Source organism: Mycobacterium decipiens (assembly GCF_963853665.1).
GTDB lineage: Bacteria > Actinomycetota > Actinomycetes > Mycobacteriales > Mycobacteriaceae > Mycobacterium > Mycobacterium decipiens.
Map to the genome: position 1 here is coordinate 4,676,190 of NZ_OY970459.1, position 22,588 is coordinate 4,698,777.

Consider the following 22,588-nt stretch of genomic DNA (forward strand, 5'->3'; position numbering starts at 1 on the left):
ATTGTGTTCAGTCTAGCATGCTATTGTCTGTTAGCCAGTTCAAAATACGCAAGGCTACAGTAGCCGGCTCCAACGCAAGTGGGGATTCAACAGCGACCTCTAGGTTATCCCTAATTTGAGGAGCAAGGATTAGCGAGCGTTCTTCATTGAACTCGGATTCGGAGTGCAGGCTAAAGTCCAGATACCGCCCATAAGCGATTAGATCTTGCTCACTGCGGAGATGCGTGGAGATCGCTGCGATCGCAAACGGATCCTTGCTAATGCCCAGAGTGTCTGCGGTTACTATCGGCGTTATGGCCACCATTGCGGGTTGGCCTTTTGTTACGGCGGTCGACGTGGCGTCCATCAACTGAAGTACTTGTATTGCTGGTATACAAGTGATTCCGTGCCCGACGATCACGACCGGCCGACCGCACGAGTCGTTTAGCCGCAACGCGTCGATGATTGCTTTTCCAGATTCTTGCGCCGATACCGGTAGCATTGTTCCCGAGAACCCCGGCGCCAGTACTTCGACTACCTCAACACTTTCCGGTAGGCCATAGGCAAAACGCTTGTATTGCCCTTGGAATTCGGAAATGCATACCAAACGTAGCGTCGCATTTGTTGCCTGCCTTAGGACTGTCACCTGTGGATTTCTAAAGGATTCGAAATGAGGGGCAAGTGAAGAGCCCAGGCCGGATACCGCAATAATCACCTCCACGAGCGTCAAGCGTTGATCAGCGTCATAGACAGCCTTAAGCAGCTGGCCGATGGGTCCCAAAACAGCGGTGTCGCCGACGAGTTGAGTGTTGAGGTAGTGGGCGATTGCGCTGGGGGTGGGGTGGTCAAAAATGAGGGTTGCGGGCAGGGTAAGACCGGTGTGACGGGTGAGGCTGTTGCGCAATTCCAGGGCGCTTAGTGAGTCGACACCGAGGTCTTTGAACGCCAGGTCAGGATCGAGGGCGGTGGGGTCGGGGTGGGCAAGTACGGTGGCGGTGACACTGGTGGCCAGGGCGGTTAGGGTGGCGAGTTGTTGTTGCGGGGTTTGGCCGGCCAGTTGGGCGGTGAGGGTGTCGATGCTGGTGGTGGCCGCTTGCCGGCGGGCGGTGGTGAGTGCGGACAGGATCGGCGGTAGGGCACCTTGCCGGGCTTGGCGGGCCAGGGCGTGGGTGTTGAGGGGAGCGGGAATCAGGTGAGGTTGTTGGGAGGTGAGCGCGGCGTCGAATAGGGCGAGGCCGTGTTCGGTGGTGATCGGGATCAGGTTGCGGATCAGGCGGGCTTGATCCACAGCGTCGAGGTGGGCGGCTATCCCAGCGTTCTGCCAGTAGCCCCAGGCCAGACTGGTGGCGGGTAGGCGGTGGTCGCGGCGGTGATGGGCTAACGCATCGAGGAAGGCGTTCGCGGCGGCATAGTTGGCTTGGCCAGGGGCCCCTAATATTCCCGCCGCCGAGGAGAACACCACGAACGCCTCGAGGTCGGCATCGGTGGTTAGTTGATGCAGATGCCAAGCGGTGTCGGCCTTAGCGGTCAATACCGTGTCGAGTTGGTTCGGGGTCAGCTCAGTGAGCACTGCGTCGTCCAGGACTCCGGCGGTGTGGATGACCACCCGTAGCGGGTGTTGAGGCGGGATGCTGGCTAGGAGCGCAGCGAGTTGGGTGGGGTCGCTGGCGTCGCAAGCGGTAATGCTGACTTGGGCGCCGAGTTGGGCGAGTCGTTGGGAAAGCTGGTCGGCTCCCGGCGCGTGTAGGCCGCTGCGCGAGACCAGCAGCAGATGCCGCGCCCCGTACCGGGTGACCAAGTGTTCGGCGAACACCGCGCCCAACATGCCGGTGCCACCGGTGATCAACACCGTGCCTGCCGGATCGAATACCACGGGGGGTGAGGTGATCTCAGGTGGGGTGGGGGTGAGTCGGGGGGTGTGGGGGGTGCCGTCGCGTAGGGCGAGTTGGGGTTCGGTGGGTGGTGAGGTGGGGTTGGTCAGGGTGGTTAGGAGGTGGGTCAGGGTTTGGGTGGTGGTGGGGGTGGTGTCGATGTCGATGAGGGTGATGCGGTTGGGGTGTTCGTTTTGGGTGGTGTGGATCAGGGCGGCGGCGGCGGCCTGGGCTGGGTCGGGGGCCAGGTCATGGGGGCTGGTGGTGACGGCGTGGCGGGTCAGGACCACCAGACGGGCCTCGAGGGTGTCGGGGCGGGCCAGCCAGGTTTGCAGCCCGGTCAGGGTGTGCCGGGTCAGGGTATGCACCCGGTGCAGGAGATCACCGTCGGCTGGCTGGGTGGCGAGGTCCCAGACCACCAAGGATGGACAAGACGGCAACGCAGTCAAATCCGGGTAAACACAGCCTTGACCCAAATCCAAGCCAAGACCCTCGGGTTGAGAACCAATCAACGCCCAGGGCGCCAACACCCCCGCAGCGGGAAAACCATCGGCGGGTAGTGGGGGCCAGGTCACTTCGAATAGGCCCTCCCCCGTTTTGCTTGTTGGGGGTTGGAGTAAGTCGGTGTCGGGTAGTGCCCGCACGGTGATCGCGTCGATGGTGATCACCGGGGCGCCAGCGGGATCGGTGGCGTATAGCTCGAATGTGTGGGGTCCGATGGGGGTGAGTTGAACACGCAACCGGCTGGCGCCGGTCGCGTACAGGTTGACCCCAGCCAACTTACCCGGCAACTGTGGCCCTGAATTGGTGTTGGTGTCTGCTAGCGCGGCGGCCAAGGGGTGTAGGGCGGCGTCGAGTAGGGCGGGGTGGATACCGTAGCCGTCGGTGTCGACATCGGCGGGTAGGGCGACTTCGGCGCAGATAATGTCGGCATCGGTCGGGTCGTTGCCGAGACTGTGCAGTGCGCAGAACGCGCCGCTGTAGCGCAGGCCGTGGTGGGCAAGCTCCTCATAGAAGCCGTTGTGATCAACGGGAGTAAGGACCTGCCCTCCAGGTATGGCCCTGGCCGGCGGTGCGGTGGATGGCGGGTTGCTCAGTGTGCCGGTGGCGTGCAGCACCCAGGTGCTGCGCTGGTGTGGATGCTCACCGGTGCGGGCATGCACGCTAAAAGCCCGCCGACCGTCAGGGTCTGCGGCGGCCACACTGATCTGCAGATCGGTGGCGACATCGGCGGCAAGCACGAGCGGGGCCGCTAACACCAACTCGTCGATGACCGGGCAACCGGTGTGTTCACCGGCGTGCAGGACCAGGTCAATAAACCCCGTCGCCGGCAACACCACCGTATCGCCGACTTGATGGCCCGCCAGCCAGCGGTGAACACTGCCCGACAGTCGCCCACTGAGCACAATCTGGTCCTGATCAGCCAGTTCGGTGACCGCCCCCAACAAGGGATGCTCAGGCCGATCAAGCCCGGCAGCGCCGACATCCACCCGAGCGGCGGGGTCTACCCAGTAACGGCGGTGCTGGAAGGCATACGTGGGCAACCCCACCACCCGCGCCCCGGGATACAACGCCGCCCACGAAGGACTATGACCATGAACATGTAAACCCGCCAGCGCGCCGGCCACCATATCCACATCACAACGGTCCCGACGCAACGTCGTCACCACCGCCGACCCGACGCAGTCGGCCACCGTGTCGGTGATCGCGGCGGCCAGCACCGGATGCGGAGACAACTCCACAAACACCCGCTCACCCCCCGCCAACAACCCCGCCACACCGTCATAAAACCGCACCGGCTCCCGCAAATGCCGCGCCCAATAGCGAGCCGACGTGAGTTGCTCAATAGTGGCAAGTGACCCCGTCAAATTGGACACGATAGGCACACTGGGCGGACGAAAACTCAACCGATCGGCGATCGCCTCGAGCTCCGCCAACACCGGATCCATAGCCGGCGAATGAAAAGCATGACTAACCCTCAACAACGTGGCCTGAAAATTAGCCGCGCTGCAGTACTCACGCAAACCGTCGAGTTGTTCGGCAGGGCCCGCCACCACCACCGACGTGGGCCCATTAACCGCGGCAACCACCACCGCAGGGTGATCCCTCAGCAACGCCACCGCATCGGGCTCGGTCGCCGATATGGCCATCATCGCTCCAGGCACACAGCCCTGCATCAACCGGCCCCGCGCGCACACCAACACCGCAGCCTCTTCCAGCGAAAACACCCCAGCCACATATGCCGCGGTCAATTCCCCCACCGAATGACCCAGCAAATAGTCAGGACTCAGACCCGCCTGGGTCAACACCGCATGCATCGCCACACCGAAAGCAAACAATGCCGGCTGCGCGTAAGCAGTTTGCTGCAGCAACTCAGCGTTAACCGTACCCGGCTCAGCGAACACCACATCACGCAACGGAACGTCCAGATGACCGTCCACCACCGCGCACACCTCATCAAAAGCCGCAGCGAAACCACCATGACGGCGATAAAGCTCCGCACCCATGCCGGGATACTGCCCACCCTGACCCGGCAAAACAAACACCGTCTTACCCGCCTGACCCAGCCGGTAATGGTGACCAAACACACCCGGGTGAGATTGACCAACAGCCAACGCGCGCAACCCCGCCAAAAGGTCATCACGGGCATTGTCAGTGTCCACGGGCACGGTCACAGCCGCGCGGTAAGAATGATGAGCACGAGTGGTAGCCAAACTATAAGCCAGATCAGTCAAATCCACATCCGGACGATCAACCAAATACTGATACAACCGCTCAGCCTGAGCACCCAACGCCACAGAAGACCGCGCCGAGAGCGGCCAAACTAATAGGCAGTGGTCACCAAGGGGGGAATGGCCATTAGCAGGAGCAGCAGAAGCTTGCTGCACGATCAAATGCGCATTGGTGCCACTAATCCCAAAAGACGAAATCCCAGCCGTACGCGCACGACCAGTATCCGGCCACGGCATCGCTTCGGTGAGCAACCGCACCGCCCCCGCCGACCAATCAATATGCGGACTCGGCGCATCAACATGCAGCGTGGGAGGTAACACAGCGTGGTTAATGGCCTGAACCATTTTGATCAGCCCAGCCACCCCAGCCGCAGCCTGAGTATGCCCCATATTCGACTTCACCGAACCCAACCACACCGGTCGATCCTGCCCACGCCCACTGCCATAGGTAGCTAACAGAGCATGCGCCTCAATCGGATCACCCAATGTCGTGCCCGTACCATGAGCCTCCACCACATCCACATCAGCCACCCCCAACCCCGCGGCGGCCAACGCCGAACGGATAACACGTTCCTGAGCGGGCCCATTAGGCGCGGTCAACCCATTAGACGCACCATCCTGATTGACCGCGCTACCACGAATCACCGCCAACACCGAATGCCCAAGCCGCTGAGCATCACTCAGGCGCTCCAACACCACCACCCCAGCACCCTCCGCTAACACCGTGCCGTCAGCCGCGGCCGCGAATGACTTACACCGCCCATCGAAAGCTAGGCCGCGTTGCCGGGAAAACTCGGTGAAGATCATCGGGGTAGTCATGATCGTGACCCCACCAGCCAGGGCCAGACTGGACTCACCATTGCGCAAGGACTGACACGCCAGATGCGTAGCCACCAACGCCGACGAACACGCGGTATCGACCGTCACCGCCGGTCCTTCAAAACCGAACACATAAGCCACCCGCCCCGAGACCACACTGGTAGCCCCACCCGTCATCGCCAAACCCTCGCTACTGTCGGAACCGCTATCGCCGTAGTACTGCGCATAGGTTCCGGCGAACACTCCGGTGTTGGAGCCCGCTAAGGCGTTCGGGTCGATGCTGGCGTTTTCTAACGCTTCCCAACACACTTCCAACAACACCCGTTGTTGGGGGTCCATGGCGGTGGCTTCTCGGGCGGAGATCCCGAAAAACTCGGCGTCAAATGCGGCCATGTCCGCTAAAAACCCGCCGTGGTGGGCATAGGTCTTGCCCACCGCGTCAGGATCGGGGTCGAACAATTCCGCTAGACCCCAACCCCGATCGGCGGGAAACTCACTAGTCACATCGGCCCCGCTGGACACGACATCCCACAGCGCTTCGGCAGAGTCGATACCGCCGGGGAAACGACACGCCATTCCCACTACCGCAATCGGCTCATGAACTCGGGTAAGTAGAGCCTGGTTCTGTAGCTTCAATCGCTCAATTTGAGCTATAGCCGTTCGAAGGCCTTCCGTTGCCCTGTCAAGTTCAGTGGCCATTTTTGTATTCTCCCTCATGGTCGCCTAAAGCGATTAGAAGTTCATCAAGATTCATCGTAGCCACATGATTCTGTTTATCGTTGGCGTGCGCGGAATGGTCACTGTCCGCTATCTCGCGGAGCATGTTGAGAACACCGGATCGTATAAGTTGTTTTGCTGGGATTGTTTCGATGAGGCGGTGCATTTCAATCTCTTCCGGGTCCTGGACCCGACTAGTAATGCCGTTTCCAGACAACTCGACGTCTAGGTATTGGGCGATGGCGCTGGGGGTGGGGTGATCAAAGACCAAGGTGGCGGGTAGGGATAAGCCCGTGTCTCGCGTCAAAGTGTTGCGTAGTTCTAGAGCGCTTAGTGAGTCAATGCCGAGGTCTTTGAACGGTAGGTCGGGCTCGAGTGTGGCCGGGTCGGGGTGAGCCAACACCGCGGCGGTTGCGACAGTGACCAACTTGGTCAAGGTGGCCAGCTGTTGCTCCGGGGTTTGGTTGGCCAGTTGGGCGGTCAACGTCTCCACACTGCCGACGGTGGCGCGTCGGCGGGTGGTGGTTAACGAGGACAGGATTGCGGGTAAGGCGCCCTGACGGGCGTGGCGGGCTAATGCGTGAGTGTTCAACGGGGCGGGAACAAGGTTGGGTTGTCGGCAGGCCAGGGCAGCGTCGAACAAGGCCAGGCCGTGTTCGGTGGTGATCGGGATCAGGTGGTTGCGGGTGAAGCGGGCCTGGCTCACGGTATCGACGTGAGCTGCTATCCCAGGGGTTTGCCAGTAGCCCCAGGCCAGGCTGGTAGCGGGCAAGCCATGGTGGTGGCGGTGGTGGGCTAGTGCGTCGAGGAAAGCGTTGGCCGCCGCGTAGTTGGCTAGCCCGGGGGCACCTAGCACCGCGGCTGCCGCGGAGAACACAACGAAGGCGTCGAGCTTGATGTCGGCAGTTAGGTGATGTAGGTGCCAGGCGGTGTCGGCTTTCGCGGTTAACACCGTGTCGAGTTGCTCACCGGTGAGTTCGGTGACCACTGCGTCGTCGATGACGGCAGCGGTGTGGATTATCGCGCGTAGCGGGTGTTCGGTGGTGATGTTGGCCAACACTGCGGCGAGCGCAGTGGGGTTGCTGGTGTCGCAGGCGGTAATGCTGACTTGGGCGCCGAGTTGGGCGAGCCGTTGGTGAAGCTCGCCGGCTCCTGGGGCGTCTGGGCCACTGCGGGAGACCAGTACCAGATGCCGTACGCCGTAGTTGGTGACTACGTGCTCAGCAAAAACACCACCCAACATTCCGGTACCCCCGGTAATTAACACGGTGCCCTCGGGATCGAGCACGACGGGAGGCGAGATGGTGTCGGGCGCCGTAGGAGTCAGTCGGGGTCTGTAGCCGACACCCTGGCGGAGGGCCAGTTGAGGCTCGGTGTCGGCGCCCCGGGTTGGATTTGTCAGGGTGGTTAAGACGTTGGCTAGGGCGTGGCCGGTGGTTGGGGTGGTGTCAACATCGATCGTGGTGATGCGGCCTGGGTGTTCGTTTTGAGCGCTGTGCACGAGTGCCCAGGTTGCGGCGTGGGCAAGGTCGGGAGAGTGGTCATCGGGGCTGGTGGTGACCGCGTGCCGGGTCAGGATCACCAGATGGGTACGGGTGGTGTCGGGCCGGGTCAGCCAGGTTTGCAGCCCGCCGAGGGTATGACGGGTCAGGGCATGCACGTGCTGCAAAGGGCCGTCGGTATCGCCCTCGGCCGCCGGTGAGGTGAAATCTGGGCCTGGGGTGAGGTCCCAGATCACCAAGGGTGGGCAGGGCTGTATTGCGGCTAGATCGGTGTAGACCGTGCATTGGCTCGATTGACCCAAAGTGGAGGCAAGGTCGTCGGGGTGGGAGCTGACCAGCGCCCAAGGCGGTAACACTGCCGGAGTGGGGAATGTATCGGCGGGTAGTGCGGGCCAGGTCAGCTCGAACAACCCTTGGCGCGAGACGCCGGCGGGTTGGAGACTGCCAATCTCGGGTAGTGCCCGCACGGTGATCGCGTCGATGGTGATCACCGGCGCCCCGGCGGGATCTGCGGCATACAAGCTGAATGTGTCGGCGCCAGTCGCTGTGAGTTGGACGAGTAACCGACGAGCCGCGGTCGCGTGGAGGTTGACCCCGGTAATCACGAACGGCATCCGTGGGGTTGCCGCGGCAGGATCATCGGCGCCGGTGTCTGCTAGCGCGGCGGCCAAGGGATGTAGGGCGGCGTCGAGTAGGGCGGGGTGGATACCGTAGCCGTCGGTGTCGACATCGGCGGGTAGGGCGACTTCGGCGCAGATAATGTCGGCATCGGTCGGGTCGTTGCCGAGACTGTGCAGTGCGCAGAACGCGCCGCTGTAGCGCAGGCCGTGGTGGGCAAGCTCCTCATAGAAGCCGTTGTGATCAACGGGAGTAAGGACCTGCCCTCCAGGTATGGCCCTGGCCGGCGGTGCGGTGGATGGCGGGTTGCTCAGTGTGCCGGTGGCGTGCAGCACCCAGGTGCTGCGCTGGTGTGGATGCTCACCGGTGCGGGCATGCACGCTAAAAGCCCGCCGACCGTCAGGGTCTGCGGCGGCCACACTGATCTGCAGATCGGTGGCGACATCGGCGGCAAGCACGAGCGGGGCCGCTAACACCAACTCGTCGATGACCGGGCAACCGGTGTGTTCACCGGCGTGCAGGACCAGGTCAATAAACCCCGTCGCCGGCAACACCACCGTATCGCCGACTTGATGGCCCGCCAGCCAGCGGTGAACACTGCCCGACAGTCGCCCACTGAGCACAATCTGGTCCTGATCAGCCAGTTCGGTGACCGCCCCCAACAAGGGATGCTCAGGCCGATCAAGCCCGGCAGCGCCGACATCCACCCGAGCGGCGGGGTCTACCCAGTAACGGCGGTGCTGGAAGGCATACGTGGGCAACCCCACCACCCGCGCCCCGGGATACAACGCCGCCCACGAAGGACTATGACCATGAACATGTAAACCCGCCAGCGCGCCGGCCACCATATCCACATCACAACGGTCCCGACGCAACGTCGTCACCACCGCTGATTGGGTTGGCTGACCAGCATCCGCTAAAGCATCGGTTAGCGCCGGGGCCAGTACGGGGTGCGGCGACAATTCCACAAAAACGCGCTCACCCTGGGCCAACAGTCCCGCGACACAGCTATAGAAGTCGACTGGCTCGCGTAGGTTGCGATACCAGTAGTCGGCGTCCATGTTGGTGGTATCGAGGGGGTGCTTCGATACTGCGCTGGCCACGGTGGAATACAGCGGGATGCGTGCCGGTTGGGGGTTGAGGTCAGCCAATTCGTGAAGCAGGTGTTCACGCAGGCGCTCGACGTGAGCGGAGTGCGAGGCGTAGTCCACCGCTATGGACCGTATCTGGATGCCGTCACGCTCGCAGGCGCCGATGAACTGCTCCACCGCGGCGGTATCGCCGCTGATGATGGTGTGCGCCGGGCCGTTGATCGCCGCGATGCTGATCTGCGTGTTCCATTGCTGCAGCAGTGGGCGCAGTTCGTCGGGGCTGAGCAGGACCGAAGCCATGGTTCCGGTACCGGCCAGCCGCGCCAGTGCCGCACTGCGTAAGGCCACCACCTTGGCGGCCTCGGCGAGGGTCAACGCCCCGGCGATATACCCGGCGGCGATTTCCCCTTGGGAATGCCCGATCACCACGTCAGGCGCAATCCCGTAGCCGCGTAGCGTTTCGGCCAGCGCGATCATCACCGCGAATAAGGCAGGTTGGATAACCTCTACCCGATCAAGACCGGGCGCGTCGGGATTCTGACAAAGCACATCACGCACAGACCAACCCGTGAAAGGCCGCAACGCGGCATCACACTCATCAAGAGCGGCAGCAAAACCGGGGTGGTGACGATAAAGCTCAGCCCCCATCGCGGGATATTGACCACCCTGACCAGGGAAAACAAATACCGTCTTACCGGCCTGACCAGCCCGGCAATGGTGACGGGCCACGTATGGGTGGGGTTGGTCGGCGGCCAATGCCCGCAGCCCCGCCACAAGGTCTTGACCAGGGTTGGCGGTGTCCACAGACACCGTCACTGCCGCGCGGTAGGGATGATGAGTACGGGCGCTGGCCAAGCTGTAAGCCAGATCGGTGAGATCCAGATCCTCGTGGTGCATCAGGTACTCGCTAAGGCGACCCGCTTGAGCGCTCAACGCTGCGGGAGTATGCGCTGAAACCGGCCAAATCCGTAATAGGGGCTGGTCAGAAGGCGGTAGGGGTTCCGGCTTGGCGACACTTGTCAACGACTCTGGGGGGGCTTGCTGCACAATCAGGTGTGCGTTGGTGCCGCTGACTCCAAAGGCCGAAACTGCCCCGGTACGTAGGTGAGCCGTCTCCGGCCAGGGCATTGCCTCGGTGAGCAACCGCACGGTGCCGGCCGACCAGTCGATGTGGGGGCTGGGCTGGTCGATGTGCAGGGTGGCAGGTAAGACAGCGTGGTTGAGGGCTTGGATCATTTTGATCAGCCCAGCAGCGCCGGCCGCGTGTTGGGTGTGACCGATGTTGGATTTGATTGATCCCAGCCACAGGGGATGGTCTGAGTGACGGTGGGCGCCGTAGGTGGCGATCAGAGCGCCGGCCTCGATGGGGTCACCGAGGGTGGTGCCGGTGCCGTGGGCCTCCACCACATCGACGTGATCGAATTGCAGGCCGGCGTTGGCGAGCGCTTGGGTGATGACGCGTTGTTGAGCGGGCCCATTCGGGGCGCTCAGTCCGTTAGACGCACCATCTTGGTTGACCGCTGATCCTGCGATCACGGCGAGCACGGGATGGTGATTGCGGCGTGCGTCGCCCAGACGTTCCAACACCAGGACTGCGGCACCCTCGCCCCAGCCGGTACCGTCGGCGGCGGCGGCGAACGCTTTACACCGCCCATCGGCAGCCAACCCACGCTGCCGGGCGAACTCGATAAACGGCGTGGGTGTGGCCATGATCGTGACACCACCGGCAACAGCCAGACTGGATTCGCCGCTACGCAAGGACTGACACGCTAAATGGGTGGCAACCAACGACGACGAACACGCCGTATCCACCGTGATCGCTGGACCCTGCAACCCCAACACATAAGCCACCCGACCCGAGGCCACACTGGCGGAAGCGCCGGTTAACGCGTAACCCTCAACGCCGGAATGAGCAGTCACGTAGCTCTGCGCCCCGATCCCTACGAACACTCCGGTGTCAGAACCAGCCAATGCGCCCGGGTCGATCCCCGCGTTCTCCAACGCCTCCCAACACACCTCCAACAACACCCGCTGCTGAGGATCCATCGTGGTTGCTTCCCGCGCGGAGATCCCGAAAAACTCGGCATCAAAGCCGGCCACGTCCGCCACAAACCCGCCATAGCGGGTGTAGGTCTTGCCCACCGCGTCAGGATCAGGATCAAACAACCCCGCCACATCCCAACCGCGATCCAGCGGAAACCCACTCATCACATCGATGCCATTGCTGACCACGTCCCACAAACCCGCAGCGGACTCGATACCGCCAGGCAAACGACACGCCATCCCCACCACCGCCACCGGCTCATCCACACCGACCCGCGCCGGGGTAGCCGCCAGGGTCGGGCCGGCCACACCGCTAAGCAGGCCCACCAGATGCTGAGCGATCGCGGTAGGGGTGGGATGGTCAAACACCAGCGTCGCGGGCAACGTCAAACCGGTGTCCCGAGTCAAGGTGTTACGCAGCTCGAGCGCGCTCAGCGAATCGATACCGAGGTCCTTAAAGGGCAGGTCGGGATCCAACTCAGCCGGGTCAGGATGAGCCAACACAGCGGCCGTCACGTTGGTCACCAACCCGATCAGCGTCGCCAACTGCTGCCGCGGGGCTTGCTTGGCTAGCTGTGCGGCGAGGTGGGAGATTTCTGCGGTGGCGGAAGTTCCGGCTGTCTGAGGTTGGGTTGTGCCCAACTCTGCCAGTAGGGCATGGACACGGCCGGTGGTGGTGAATACGTCTCGGAATTGATTCCAGTCGACATCGGCAATCGTAATCAGGGTGTCGTCTACGTCCAGGGATTGTTGTAGTGCGGCAAAAGCGATATCGGGAGATATTTGATTAAGCCCGATACGGCTGAAATAACCCACAACTTCTTGTGCTGTTGTTCTGTCATCCGCCCAGGCCCCCCATGCTGGAGCTATAGCGTGGCAACCGCGGCCGCGCAACCGCGTTGCGAGTGCGTCGATATGAGCATTAGCGGCTGCGTATGCACCTTGACGGGTACCGCCCCAAGTTGCCGCCGCTGAAGAGAACATAATGAAGGTCTGTGGTGGCTGATCTTCCAGAAGGGATATCAAATTTTCCGCGCCAAGCACTTTAGCGGCGTAAGTTTTGGTGAATTCTTCAATCGTTGTTTCAGCGGTGGCGACCAGCCCTATATGCGCCGCGGCGTGCACGACCGTGTGGATTGGTCCATGTTCTGTGCGTGTTTCGGCCACAACGACCGCTAAAGCGTCCCGATCTGTCACATCGACCGATATCGACGTTGTGGCTATTCCGGCGGAGTTGAGTTCTTTTTCCAACTCGGCTACCCGCGGGTGTTCCGCAGCGGTACGACTGAGTAGGACAAGATGGCTGGCTCCGGCCTGTGCTAGCCATCGGGCAATGTGTTGACCCAGATGGCCTGTGACGCCGGTAACAAGAGCAGTCCCCGATATTTTCCAAGTACACATGCGATCGGGCGGTAGCGACGCTTTCTGGAGTCGTCGGGCGCTCACACCATGCGCGCGTATCGCGAGTTGGTCTTCCGATTGCTGGCAGGTCAATATCGCTTGCAGGCGGTTGAAATCTTGTGGCGTTGGACTCACCGGCAGATCAACAAGCCCGCCCCACCAGGCGGGATGTTCGAGGCAGACCGACTGCCCTAGCCCCCAAACAGCCGACTGACTCGGCGTTAAAATATCGTCTGGGCTAACTTGGACCCCGCCTTGGGTAATTACCCACAACGGCAAATCAAGCCGGGAATCGCCATAGGCTTGCACAATATGAAGCGTCGACAATAGACCCGTTGATATTCCAGGAAAGTCTCGATGCGTCCACTCTTGTAGTGCCATGAAAGAAACAACACCATCGCACCGATTTCGGGCGGCTTCGTCAGACAGTAGGGTCGCTAGAGAATTCCTGTCGAACCCCCGCGGGTCAATGGCTAACACTGCGACAGCATCCGCGGATCGTGCGGCAAAGCCAGCAACCCACACATCGTCAGATTGCTCAGGAAGGGTTAAAACCAGCCATCGCTGGCGAGTCTGCGGGAACGTATTCGGAGTAGCATTTCGCCAGCCGACCCGATAACGCAGTTTGCTAACTACCGACCTGTCCCCTAGATCTTTACGCCACTCACGCAAAGCTCGCACCACAGGCCCCAACGACACCGTGCTTTGGGCATCGTCGATCCCCAATACCCGCGCGACCGTGTCCACTGCGTCGTCATTGACGGCATCCCACAACGCACCTTCAGCAGGATCGCTGACAGTAGCAGGGGTGGGAGTGGGCGCTGCCAACCAGTAATGGCGGCGTTGGAAGGCATATGTGGGCAACCCCACCGTGGTAGCCCCGGGATATAACGCTCCCCACGAGGGGCTGTGGCCATGGGTGTGCAGATCCGCGATCACGGCAGACACCATGTCCAGATCGGATCGGTCCCGACGCAACGTCGTCACCACCGCTGATTGGGTTGGCTGACCAGCATCCGCTAAAGCATCGGTTAGCGCCGGGGCCAGTACGGGGTGCGGCGACAATTCCACAAAAACGCGCTCACCCTGGGCCAACAGTCCCGCGACACAGCTATAGAAGTCGACTGGCTCGCGTAGGTTGCGATACCAGTAGTCGGCGTCCATGTTGGTGGTATCGAGGGGGTGCTTCGATACTGCGCTGGCCACGGTGGAATACAGCGGGATGCGTGCCGGTTGGGGGTTGAGGTCAGCCAATTCGTGAAGCAGGTGTTCACGCAGGCGCTCGACGTGAGCGGAGTGCGAGGCGTAGTCCACCGCTATGGACCGTATCTGGATGCCGTCACGCTCGCAGGCGCCGATGAACTGCTCCACCGCGGCGGTATCGCCGCTGATGATGGTGTGCGCCGGGCCGTTGATCGCCGCGATGCTGATCTGCGTGTTCCATTGCTGCAGCAGTGGGCGCAGTTCGTCGGGGCTGAGCAGGACCGAAGCCATGGTTCCGGTACCGGCCAGCCGCGCCAGTGCCGCACTGCGTAAGGCCACCACCTTGGCGGCCTCGGCGAGGGTCAACGCCCCGGCGATATACCCGGCGGCGATTTCCCCTTGGGAATGCCCGATCACCACGTCAGGCGCAATCCCGTAGCCGCGTAGCGTTTCGGCCAGCGCGATCATCACCGCGAATAAGGCAGGTTGGATAACCTCTACCCGATCAAGACCGGGCGCGTCGGGATTCTGACAAAGCACATCACGCACAGACCAACCCGTGAAAGGCCGCAACGCGGCATCACACTCATCAAGAGCGGCAGCAAAACCGGGGTGGTGACGATAAAGCTCAGCCCCCATCGCGGGATATTGACCACCCTGACCAGGGAAAACAAATACCGTCTTACCGGCCTGACCAGCCCGGCAATAATGCTGGGACACAAAACGATGGGCCCGACCGGCAGCTAACGCAGTCAATCCCCTCAACAGATCATGATAGGCATCATCAGTACTACCCGGCACAGTTAAAGCCGCACGGTAGGGATGATGAGTTCGAGTGGTCGCCAAACTATAAGCCAGATCAGTCAAATCAAGGCCAGGATGACCAAGCAAATACTCATGCAACCGATGAGCTTGAGCACTCAACGCCGCAGAAGACCGCGCCGAAAGCGGCCAAACTTGCAATACGCATTGGGCACCATGGGAGGATTGGTGAGCAGCTGGGGTAGGGCTGGGAGAAGCTTGCTGCACAATCAGATGCGCGTTGGTGCCGCTAACCCCAAACGAGGAAACCGCCGCGGTACGAAGATGATCAGTGTCTGGCCAAGGCATCGTTTCGGTCAGCAACCGCACAGTTCCCGCCGACCAATCCACCTGCGGGGTAGGCGCGTCCACATGCAGCGTCTTCGGCAAGACTCCATGACGCATGGCCTGAATCACTTTGATCAGTCCGGCAGCCCCAGCCGCGGCTTGCGTGTGGCCAATATTGGATTTCACCGATCCCAGCCACAGGGGATGCTCGGGATCGCGGTGGGTGCCGTAAGTGGCAATCAACGCACCAGCCTCGATCGGATCACCCAAAGTAGTGCCGGTGCCGTGGGCTTCGACAACATCGACCTGATCCAGGGCAATACCCGCATTAGCGGCCGCTTGACCGATAACACGTTGCTGAGCGGGCCCGTTAGGAGCGGTCAACCCATTAGACGCACCATCCTGATTAACCGCCGAGCCAGCGATCACCGCCAACACCGGATGGTGATTGCGGCGGGCATCGCTTAGACGCTCCAACACCACCACCGCCGCGCCCTCGCCCCAGCCGGTACCGTCGGCGGCGGCGGCGAACGCTTTACACCGCCCATCGGCAGCCAACCCACGCTGCCGGGCGAACTCGATAAACGGCGCGGGTGTGGCCATGATCGTGACACCACCGGCAACAGCCAGACTGGATTCGCCGCTACGCAAGGACTGACACGCTAAATGGGTGGCCACCAACGACGACGAACACGCCGTATCCACCGTGATCGCTGGACCCTGCAACCCCAACACATAAGCCACCCGACCCGAGGCCACACTGGTAGCCCCACCAGTCAGGGCAAAACCCTCACTACTGTCTGAACCACTATCCCCGTAGCGCTGGGCATAAGCCCCGACGAACACCCCGGTGTTAGAACCTTCCAAAGTGGTCGGGTCAATCCCCGCGTGTTCCAACGCTTCCCAACACACCTCCAGCAACACCCGCTGCTGAGGATCCATCGCCGCTGCTTCGCGCGCCGAAATCCCGAAAAACTCGGCATCAAACTCCGCAGCGCTAGATATGAACCCGCCGTAACGGGTGTAGGTCTTACCCACCGCGTCAGGATCCGGGTCAAACAACCCCGCCACATCCCAACCCCGATCGGTGGGAAACCCACTCATCACATCGGCCGCACCGCTTACCAGTTCCCACAAACCCGCAGCCGACTCGATACCACCAGGCAAACGACACGCCATCCCCACCACCGCCACCGGCTCCTCCACACCGGCCTCCGCGGGACTAACTACAAGAGTGGGAGTGGCCACACCGCTGAGCCGGCTCACCAGATGGTGGGCGATTGCAGTGGGAGTGGGATGGTCGAAGACCAGGGTCGCGGGCAAGGTCAGACCGGTATGACGAGCCAGACTGTTGCGCAGTTCCAGTGCACTCAGCGAGTCGATGCCCAGGTCTTTAAAGGGCAGATCGGCATCCAATGCGGCCGAGTCGGGATGAGCCAACACAGCGGCAGTGATATCGGTCACCAAGCCGGTTAAGGTAGCCAGTTGCTGTTGCGAAGTTTGGTTAGCCAACCGTGCGGTCACCGTTTCGGTGGTAGTGGTGGTGGCTTGCCTACGGGTGGTGGTTAATGCGGACAAGATCGTAGGTAAGGCGTTCTGGCGGGCGTAGCCGGCCAGAACCTGGGTGTTGAGGGGGGCGGGGACCAGGCAGGGTTGTTGGCATGCCAGGGCAGCGTCGAACATTGCCTGGCCGTGTTCGGTGCTGATCGGAATCATGCTGTTGCGGGTCAGGCGGGCCTGATCCACCGCGTCGAGGTGAGCGGTCATCGCGCTGGTGGTTTGCCAGTAGCCCCATGCCAAGCTGGTGGCCGGTAAGTGATTGCGGTGGCGCTGTTGGGCCAGCGCGTCCAGGAACGCGTTGGCGGCGGCGTAGTTGGCCTGGCCAGGAGCCCCCAGGACGCCTGCCACCGAGGAGAACACCACAAACGCATCCAGATCGGCGTCGGCGGTGAGTTGATGCAGATGCCAAGCGGTGTCGGCTTTGGCGGTCAACACCGTGTCAAGTTGCTCATGGGTCAGCTCAGTGGTCACAGCGTCGTCAAGGACGCCAGCAGTGTGGACGACAGCCCTTAACGGGTGCTGGGTGGGGATGCTGGCCAGCACCGCGGATAGCTCATCGGGGTCGCTGATGTCACAGGCGGTGATCGTGACCTGGGCGCCGAGTTCGGTTAACCGCTGATAAAGTTCGTCAGCTCCAGGGGCGTCTAGGCCACGGCGAGACACCAGTAATAGGTGCCGAGCACCGTAATGTGCGACCAAAAGTTCAGCGAAAACCCCACCCAACATCCCGGTACCACCGGTAATTAACACTGTGCCGTCGGCATCGAGCACCGCGGGAGGAAGCAGCACGATTTTGCCGGTATGGCGGGCTTGGCTCATGTGCCGCAAAGCTTGGGTGGCCTGCAGCAGGCCGTAGCTGGTAGTGGGTAGTGGCTGCAAAACACCGGCGCTGATCATCTCGATCAAGGTGGCCCATAGTTGACTAATCCGATCCGGTGTTTCACTGGACAGGTCGTAGGTGCGGTAGACCACGCCGGGGTGGGCGGCAGCGACATCGTCTGGCACCCGGATATCCGTTTTGCCGATCTCGATAAGGCGCCCACCGTGGCTGAGCAGCCGCAACGAGTTATCCACGAAGTCACCGGCAAGGCTGTTCAAAACCAGGTCCATGCCCCCGCCACTGGTCGCCTGGTTGAAAACATCAACGAAATCAAGGGTGCGCGAGGAAGCGATGTGGCGGCCAGAAACACCCAATGCTTCCAGGACGTGGTGTTTGCTGGGGTGGGCGGTGGCATACACCTCAGCGCCGAAGTGCGTGGCGATCTGGATAGCAGCTTGACCCACACCGCCAGCGCCGGCGTGGATGAGTACCCGCCGGCCCGCAGCCAATCCGCCCAGTTCAACCAGGGCGCCATACGCGGTCAAGAATGCCACGGGAATTGAGGCAGCCGCAGCAAACGACCACCCGGCGGGGATCGGAACAACCAGGCGGTGATCGGTCACAGCGGTGGCGGCAAAAGCGTTGTTCGGGAACAACCCCATGACCGCATCGCCGCGACGAAGGGTGGTCACATCTGGGCCGGTGTCGATGATGATGCCGGCGGCTTCGCCGCCGAGCCCTTCCTCAGCGATGGCGCCTAACGCCACGACCACATCGCGGAAGTTGAGCCCGGCAGCACGGACGGCCACGCGGATCTGTCCAGGGCCTAGCACGGTATGGGGCTGTGTGGGCAGCAGCGCCAGGTTGGCCAAGTCACCCCGACCCGTAGTGGCCAACTCCCAGTTCGGGGCCGCTGGTGGTGTTAGGACCTGGGTGGGGGTGAGTCGGGGGGTGTGGGGGGTGCCGTCGCGTAGGGCGAGTTGGGGTTCGGTGGGTGGTGAGGTGGGGTTGGTCAGGGTGGTTAGGAGGTGGGTCAGGGTTTGGGTGGTGGTGGGGGTGGTGTCGATGTCGATGAGGGTGATGCGGTTGGGGTGTTCGTTTTGGGTGGTGTGGATCAGGGCGGCGGCGGCGGCCTGGGCTGGGTCGGGGGCCAGGTCATGGGGGCTGGTGGTGACGGCGTGGCGGGTCAGGACCACCAGACGGGCCTCGAGGGTGTCGGGGCGGGCCAGCCAGGTTTGCAGCCCGGTCAGGGTGTGCCGGGTCAGGGTATGCACCCGGTGCAGGAGATCACCGTCGGCTGGCTGGGTGGCGAGGTCCCAGACCACCAAGGATGGACAAGACGGCAACGCAGTCAAATCCGGGTAAACACAGCCTTGACCCAAATCCAAGCCAAGACCCTCGGGTTGAGAACCAATCAACGCCCAGGGCGCCAACACCCCCGCAGCGGGAAAACCATCGGCGGGTAGTGGGGGCCAGGTCACTTCGAATAGGCCCTCCCCCGTTTTGCTTGTTGGGGGTTGGAGTAGGTCGGTGTCGGGTAGTGCCCGCACGGTGATCGCGTCGATGGTGATCACCGGGGCGCCAGCGGGATCGGTGGCGTATAGCTCGAATGTGTGGGGTCCGATGGGGGTGAGTTGAACACGCAACCGGCTGGCGCCGGTCGCGTACAGGTTGACCCCAGCGACCACAAACGGCAACTGTGGCCCTGAATTGGTGTTGGTGTCTGCTAGCGCGGCGGCCAAGGGGTGTAGGGCGGCGTCGAGTAGGGCGGGGTGGATACCGTAGCCGTCGGTGTCGACATCGGCGGGTAGGGCGACTTCGGCGCAGATAATGTCGGCATCGGTCGGGTCGTTGCCGAGACTGTGCAGTGCGCAGAACGCGCCGCTGTAGCGCAGGCCGTGGTGGGCAAGCTCCTCATAGAAGCCGTTGTGATCAACGGGAGTAAGGACCTGCCCTCCAGGTATGGCCCTGGCCGGCGGTGCGGTGGATGGCGGGTTGCTCAGTGTGCCGGTGGCGTGCAGCACCCAGGTGCTGCGCTGGTGTGGATGCTCACCGGTGCGGGCATGCACGCTAAAAGCCCGCCGACCGTCAGGGTCTGCGGCGGCCACACTGATCTGCAGATCGGTGGCGACATCGGCGGCAAGCACGAGCGGGGCCGCTAACACCAACTCGTCGATGACCGGGCAACCGGTGTGTTCACCGGCGTGCAGGACCAGGTCAATAAACCCCGTCGCCGGCAACACCACCGTATCGCCGACTTGATGGCCCGCCAGCCAGCGGTGAACACTGCCCGACAGTCGCCCACTGAGCACAATCTGGTCCTGATCAGCCAGTTCGGTGACCGCCCCCAACAAGGGATGCTCAGGCCGATCAAGCCCGGCAGCGCCGACATCCACCCGAGCGGCGGGGTCTACCCAGTAACGGCGGTGCTGGAAGGCATACGTGGGCAACCCCACCACCCGCGCCCCGGGATACAACGCCGCCCACGAAGGACTATGACCATGAACATGTAAACCCGCCAGCGCGCCGGCCACCATATCCACATCACAACGGTCCCGACGCAACGTCGTCACCACCGCCGACCCGACGCAGTCGGCCACCGTGTCGGTGATCGCGGCGGCCAGCACCGGATGCGGAGACAACTCCACAAACACCCGCTCACCCCCCGCCAACAACCCCGCCACACCGTCATAAAACCGCACCGGCTCCCGCAAATGCCGCGCCCAATAGCGAGCCGACGTGAGTTGCTCAATAGTGGCAAGTGACCCCGTCAAATTGGACACGATAGGCACACTGGGCGGACGAAAACTCAACCGATCGGCGATCGCCTCGAGCTCCGCCAACACCGGATCCATAGCCGGCGAATGAAAAGCATGACTAACCCTCAACAACGTGGCCTGAAAATTAGCCGCGCTGCAGTACTCACGCAAACCGTCGAGTTGTTCGGCAGGGCCCGCCACCACCACCGACGTGGGCCCATTAACCGCGGCAACCACCACCGCAGGGTGATCCCTCAGCAACGCCACCGCATCGGGCTCGGTCGCCGATATGGCCATCATCGCTCCAGGCACACAGCCCTGCATCAACCGGCCCCGCGCGCACACCAACACCGCAGCCTCTTCCAGCGAAAACACCCCAGCCACATATGCCGCGGTCAATTCCCCCACCGAATGACCCAGCAAATAGTCAGGACTCAGACCCGCCTGGGTCAACACCGCATGCATCGCCACACCGAAAGCAAACAATGCCGGCTGCGCGTAAGCAGTTTGCTGCAGCAACTCAGCGTTAACCGTACCCGGCTCAGCGAACACCACATCACGCAACGGAACGTCCAGATGACCGTCCACCACCGCGCACACCTCATCAAAAGCCGCAGCGAAACCACCATGACGGCGATAAAGCTCCGCACCCATGCCGGGATACTGCCCACCCTGACCCGGCAAAACAAACACCGTCTTACCCGCCTGACCCAGCCGGTAATGGTGACCAAACACACCCGGGTGAGATTGACCAACAGCCAACGCGCGCAACCCCGCCAAAAGGTCATCACGGGCATTGTCAGTGTCCACGGGCACGGTCACAGCCGCGCGGTAAGAATGATGAGCACGAGTGGTAGCCAAACTATAAGCCAGATCAGTCAAATCCACATCCGGACGATCAACCAAATACTGATACAACCGCTCAGCCTGAGCACCCAACGCCACAGAAGACCGCGCCGAGAGCGGCCAAACTAATAGGCAGTGGTCACCAAGGGGGGAATGGCCATTAGCAGGAGCAGCAGAAGCTTGCTGCACGATCAAATGCGCATTGGTGCCACTAATCCCAAAAGACGAAATCCCAGCCGTACGCGCACGACCAGTATCCGGCCACGGCATCGCTTCGGTGAGCAACCGCACCGCCCCCGCCGACCAATCAATATGCGGACTCGGCGCATCAACATGCAGCGTGGGAGGTAACACAGCGTGGTTAATGGCCTGAACCATTTTGATCAGCCCAGCCACCCCAGCCGCAGCCTGAGTATGCCCCATATTCGACTTCACCGAACCCAACCACACCGGTCGATCCTGCCCACGCCCACTGCCATAGGTAGCTAACAGAGCATGCGCCTCAATCGGATCACCCAATGTCGTGCCCGTACCATGAGCCTCCACCACATCCACATCAGCCACCCCCAACCCCGCGGCGGCCAACGCCGAACGGATAACACGTTCCTGAGCGGGCCCATTAGGCGCGGTCAACCCATTAGACGCACCATCCTGATTGACCGCGCTACCACGAATCACCGCCAACACCGAATGCCCAAGCCGCTGAGCATCACTCAGGCGCTCCAACAGCACCAGCCCAGCACCCTCGCCAAAACCGGCTCCATCGGCGCCGGCGGCAAACGCTTTACACCGCCCATCCACCGATAGCCCCCGCTGACGAGCGAACTCAGTAAAAACATCCGGTGTGGCCATGACCGTAACCCCGCCGGCCAAAGCCATCGAACACTCACCACCACGCAGGGACTGGCAAGCCTGATGGATGGCGACCAACGACGACGAACACGCGGTATCGACCGTCACCGCCGGTCCTTCAAAACCGAAGACAAAGGCAACTCGCCCCGAGACCACACTGGTCACATTGTCGATGCCCACCCCGTAGCCCGATGTCATCGTGCCGGCAAAGACTCCGGTTTGGCTGCCCCGCAACGATTGTGGATCAATCCCGGCCGATTCGAATGTCTCCCAAGCGATCTCCAATATCAGCCGCTGCTGAGGATCCATCCCCAACGCTTCACGCGGCGAGATCCCGAAAAAGCCGGCATCGAAATCCGCCACCCCGCCCATAAACCCACCCGCACGGGCATACACACACCCCACCCGATCCGGATCACTAAGCCGCCCAAAATCCCAGCCACGATCCGACGGAAACTCCGACACCACGTCGCGACCCTCAGACACCATCTCCCACAAGCCATCCGGCGAATCCACCCCACCCGGGAATCGACACGCCATCCCCACCACCGCCACCGGCTCAAACGCCCTGCGCTCAAGCTCGCGAACACGCTTGTTTGACTTGCGGAGGTCATTGGCGGCCTTCTGCAAATACTTGCGGAGACGTTCTTCATTTTCCATGAGAATTTGCTCTCTAACCGTATCAA

1 protein-coding gene and 1 pseudogene are annotated in these 22,588 nt (G+C 62.1%); both read right to left on the bottom strand.

Annotated features, from left to right (window positions below; translation table 11 throughout):
- Positions 1 to 7: 7 nt before the first annotated feature.
- Positions 8 to 6,100 (bottom strand): annotated as a pseudogene (locus tag AADZ55_RS20665) (type I polyketide synthase); the annotation flags it as partial.
- Entirely contained in the window at positions 6,090 to 22,562 is a 16,473-nt protein-coding gene (locus AADZ55_RS20670) for a type I polyketide synthase (RefSeq protein ID WP_341286236.1), read from the bottom strand. The gene AADZ55_RS20670 and the pseudogene AADZ55_RS20665, both read right to left, overlap by 11 nt.
- Between the last annotated feature and the right edge of the window lie 26 nt (positions 22,563 to 22,588).

Excerpts from the sequence above, each read along its gene's own strand:
- AADZ55_RS20670 (WP_341286236.1), bottom strand. The coding sequence starts at position 22,562 with ATGGAAAATGAAGAACGTCTCCGCAAGTATTTGCAGAAGGCCGCCAAT.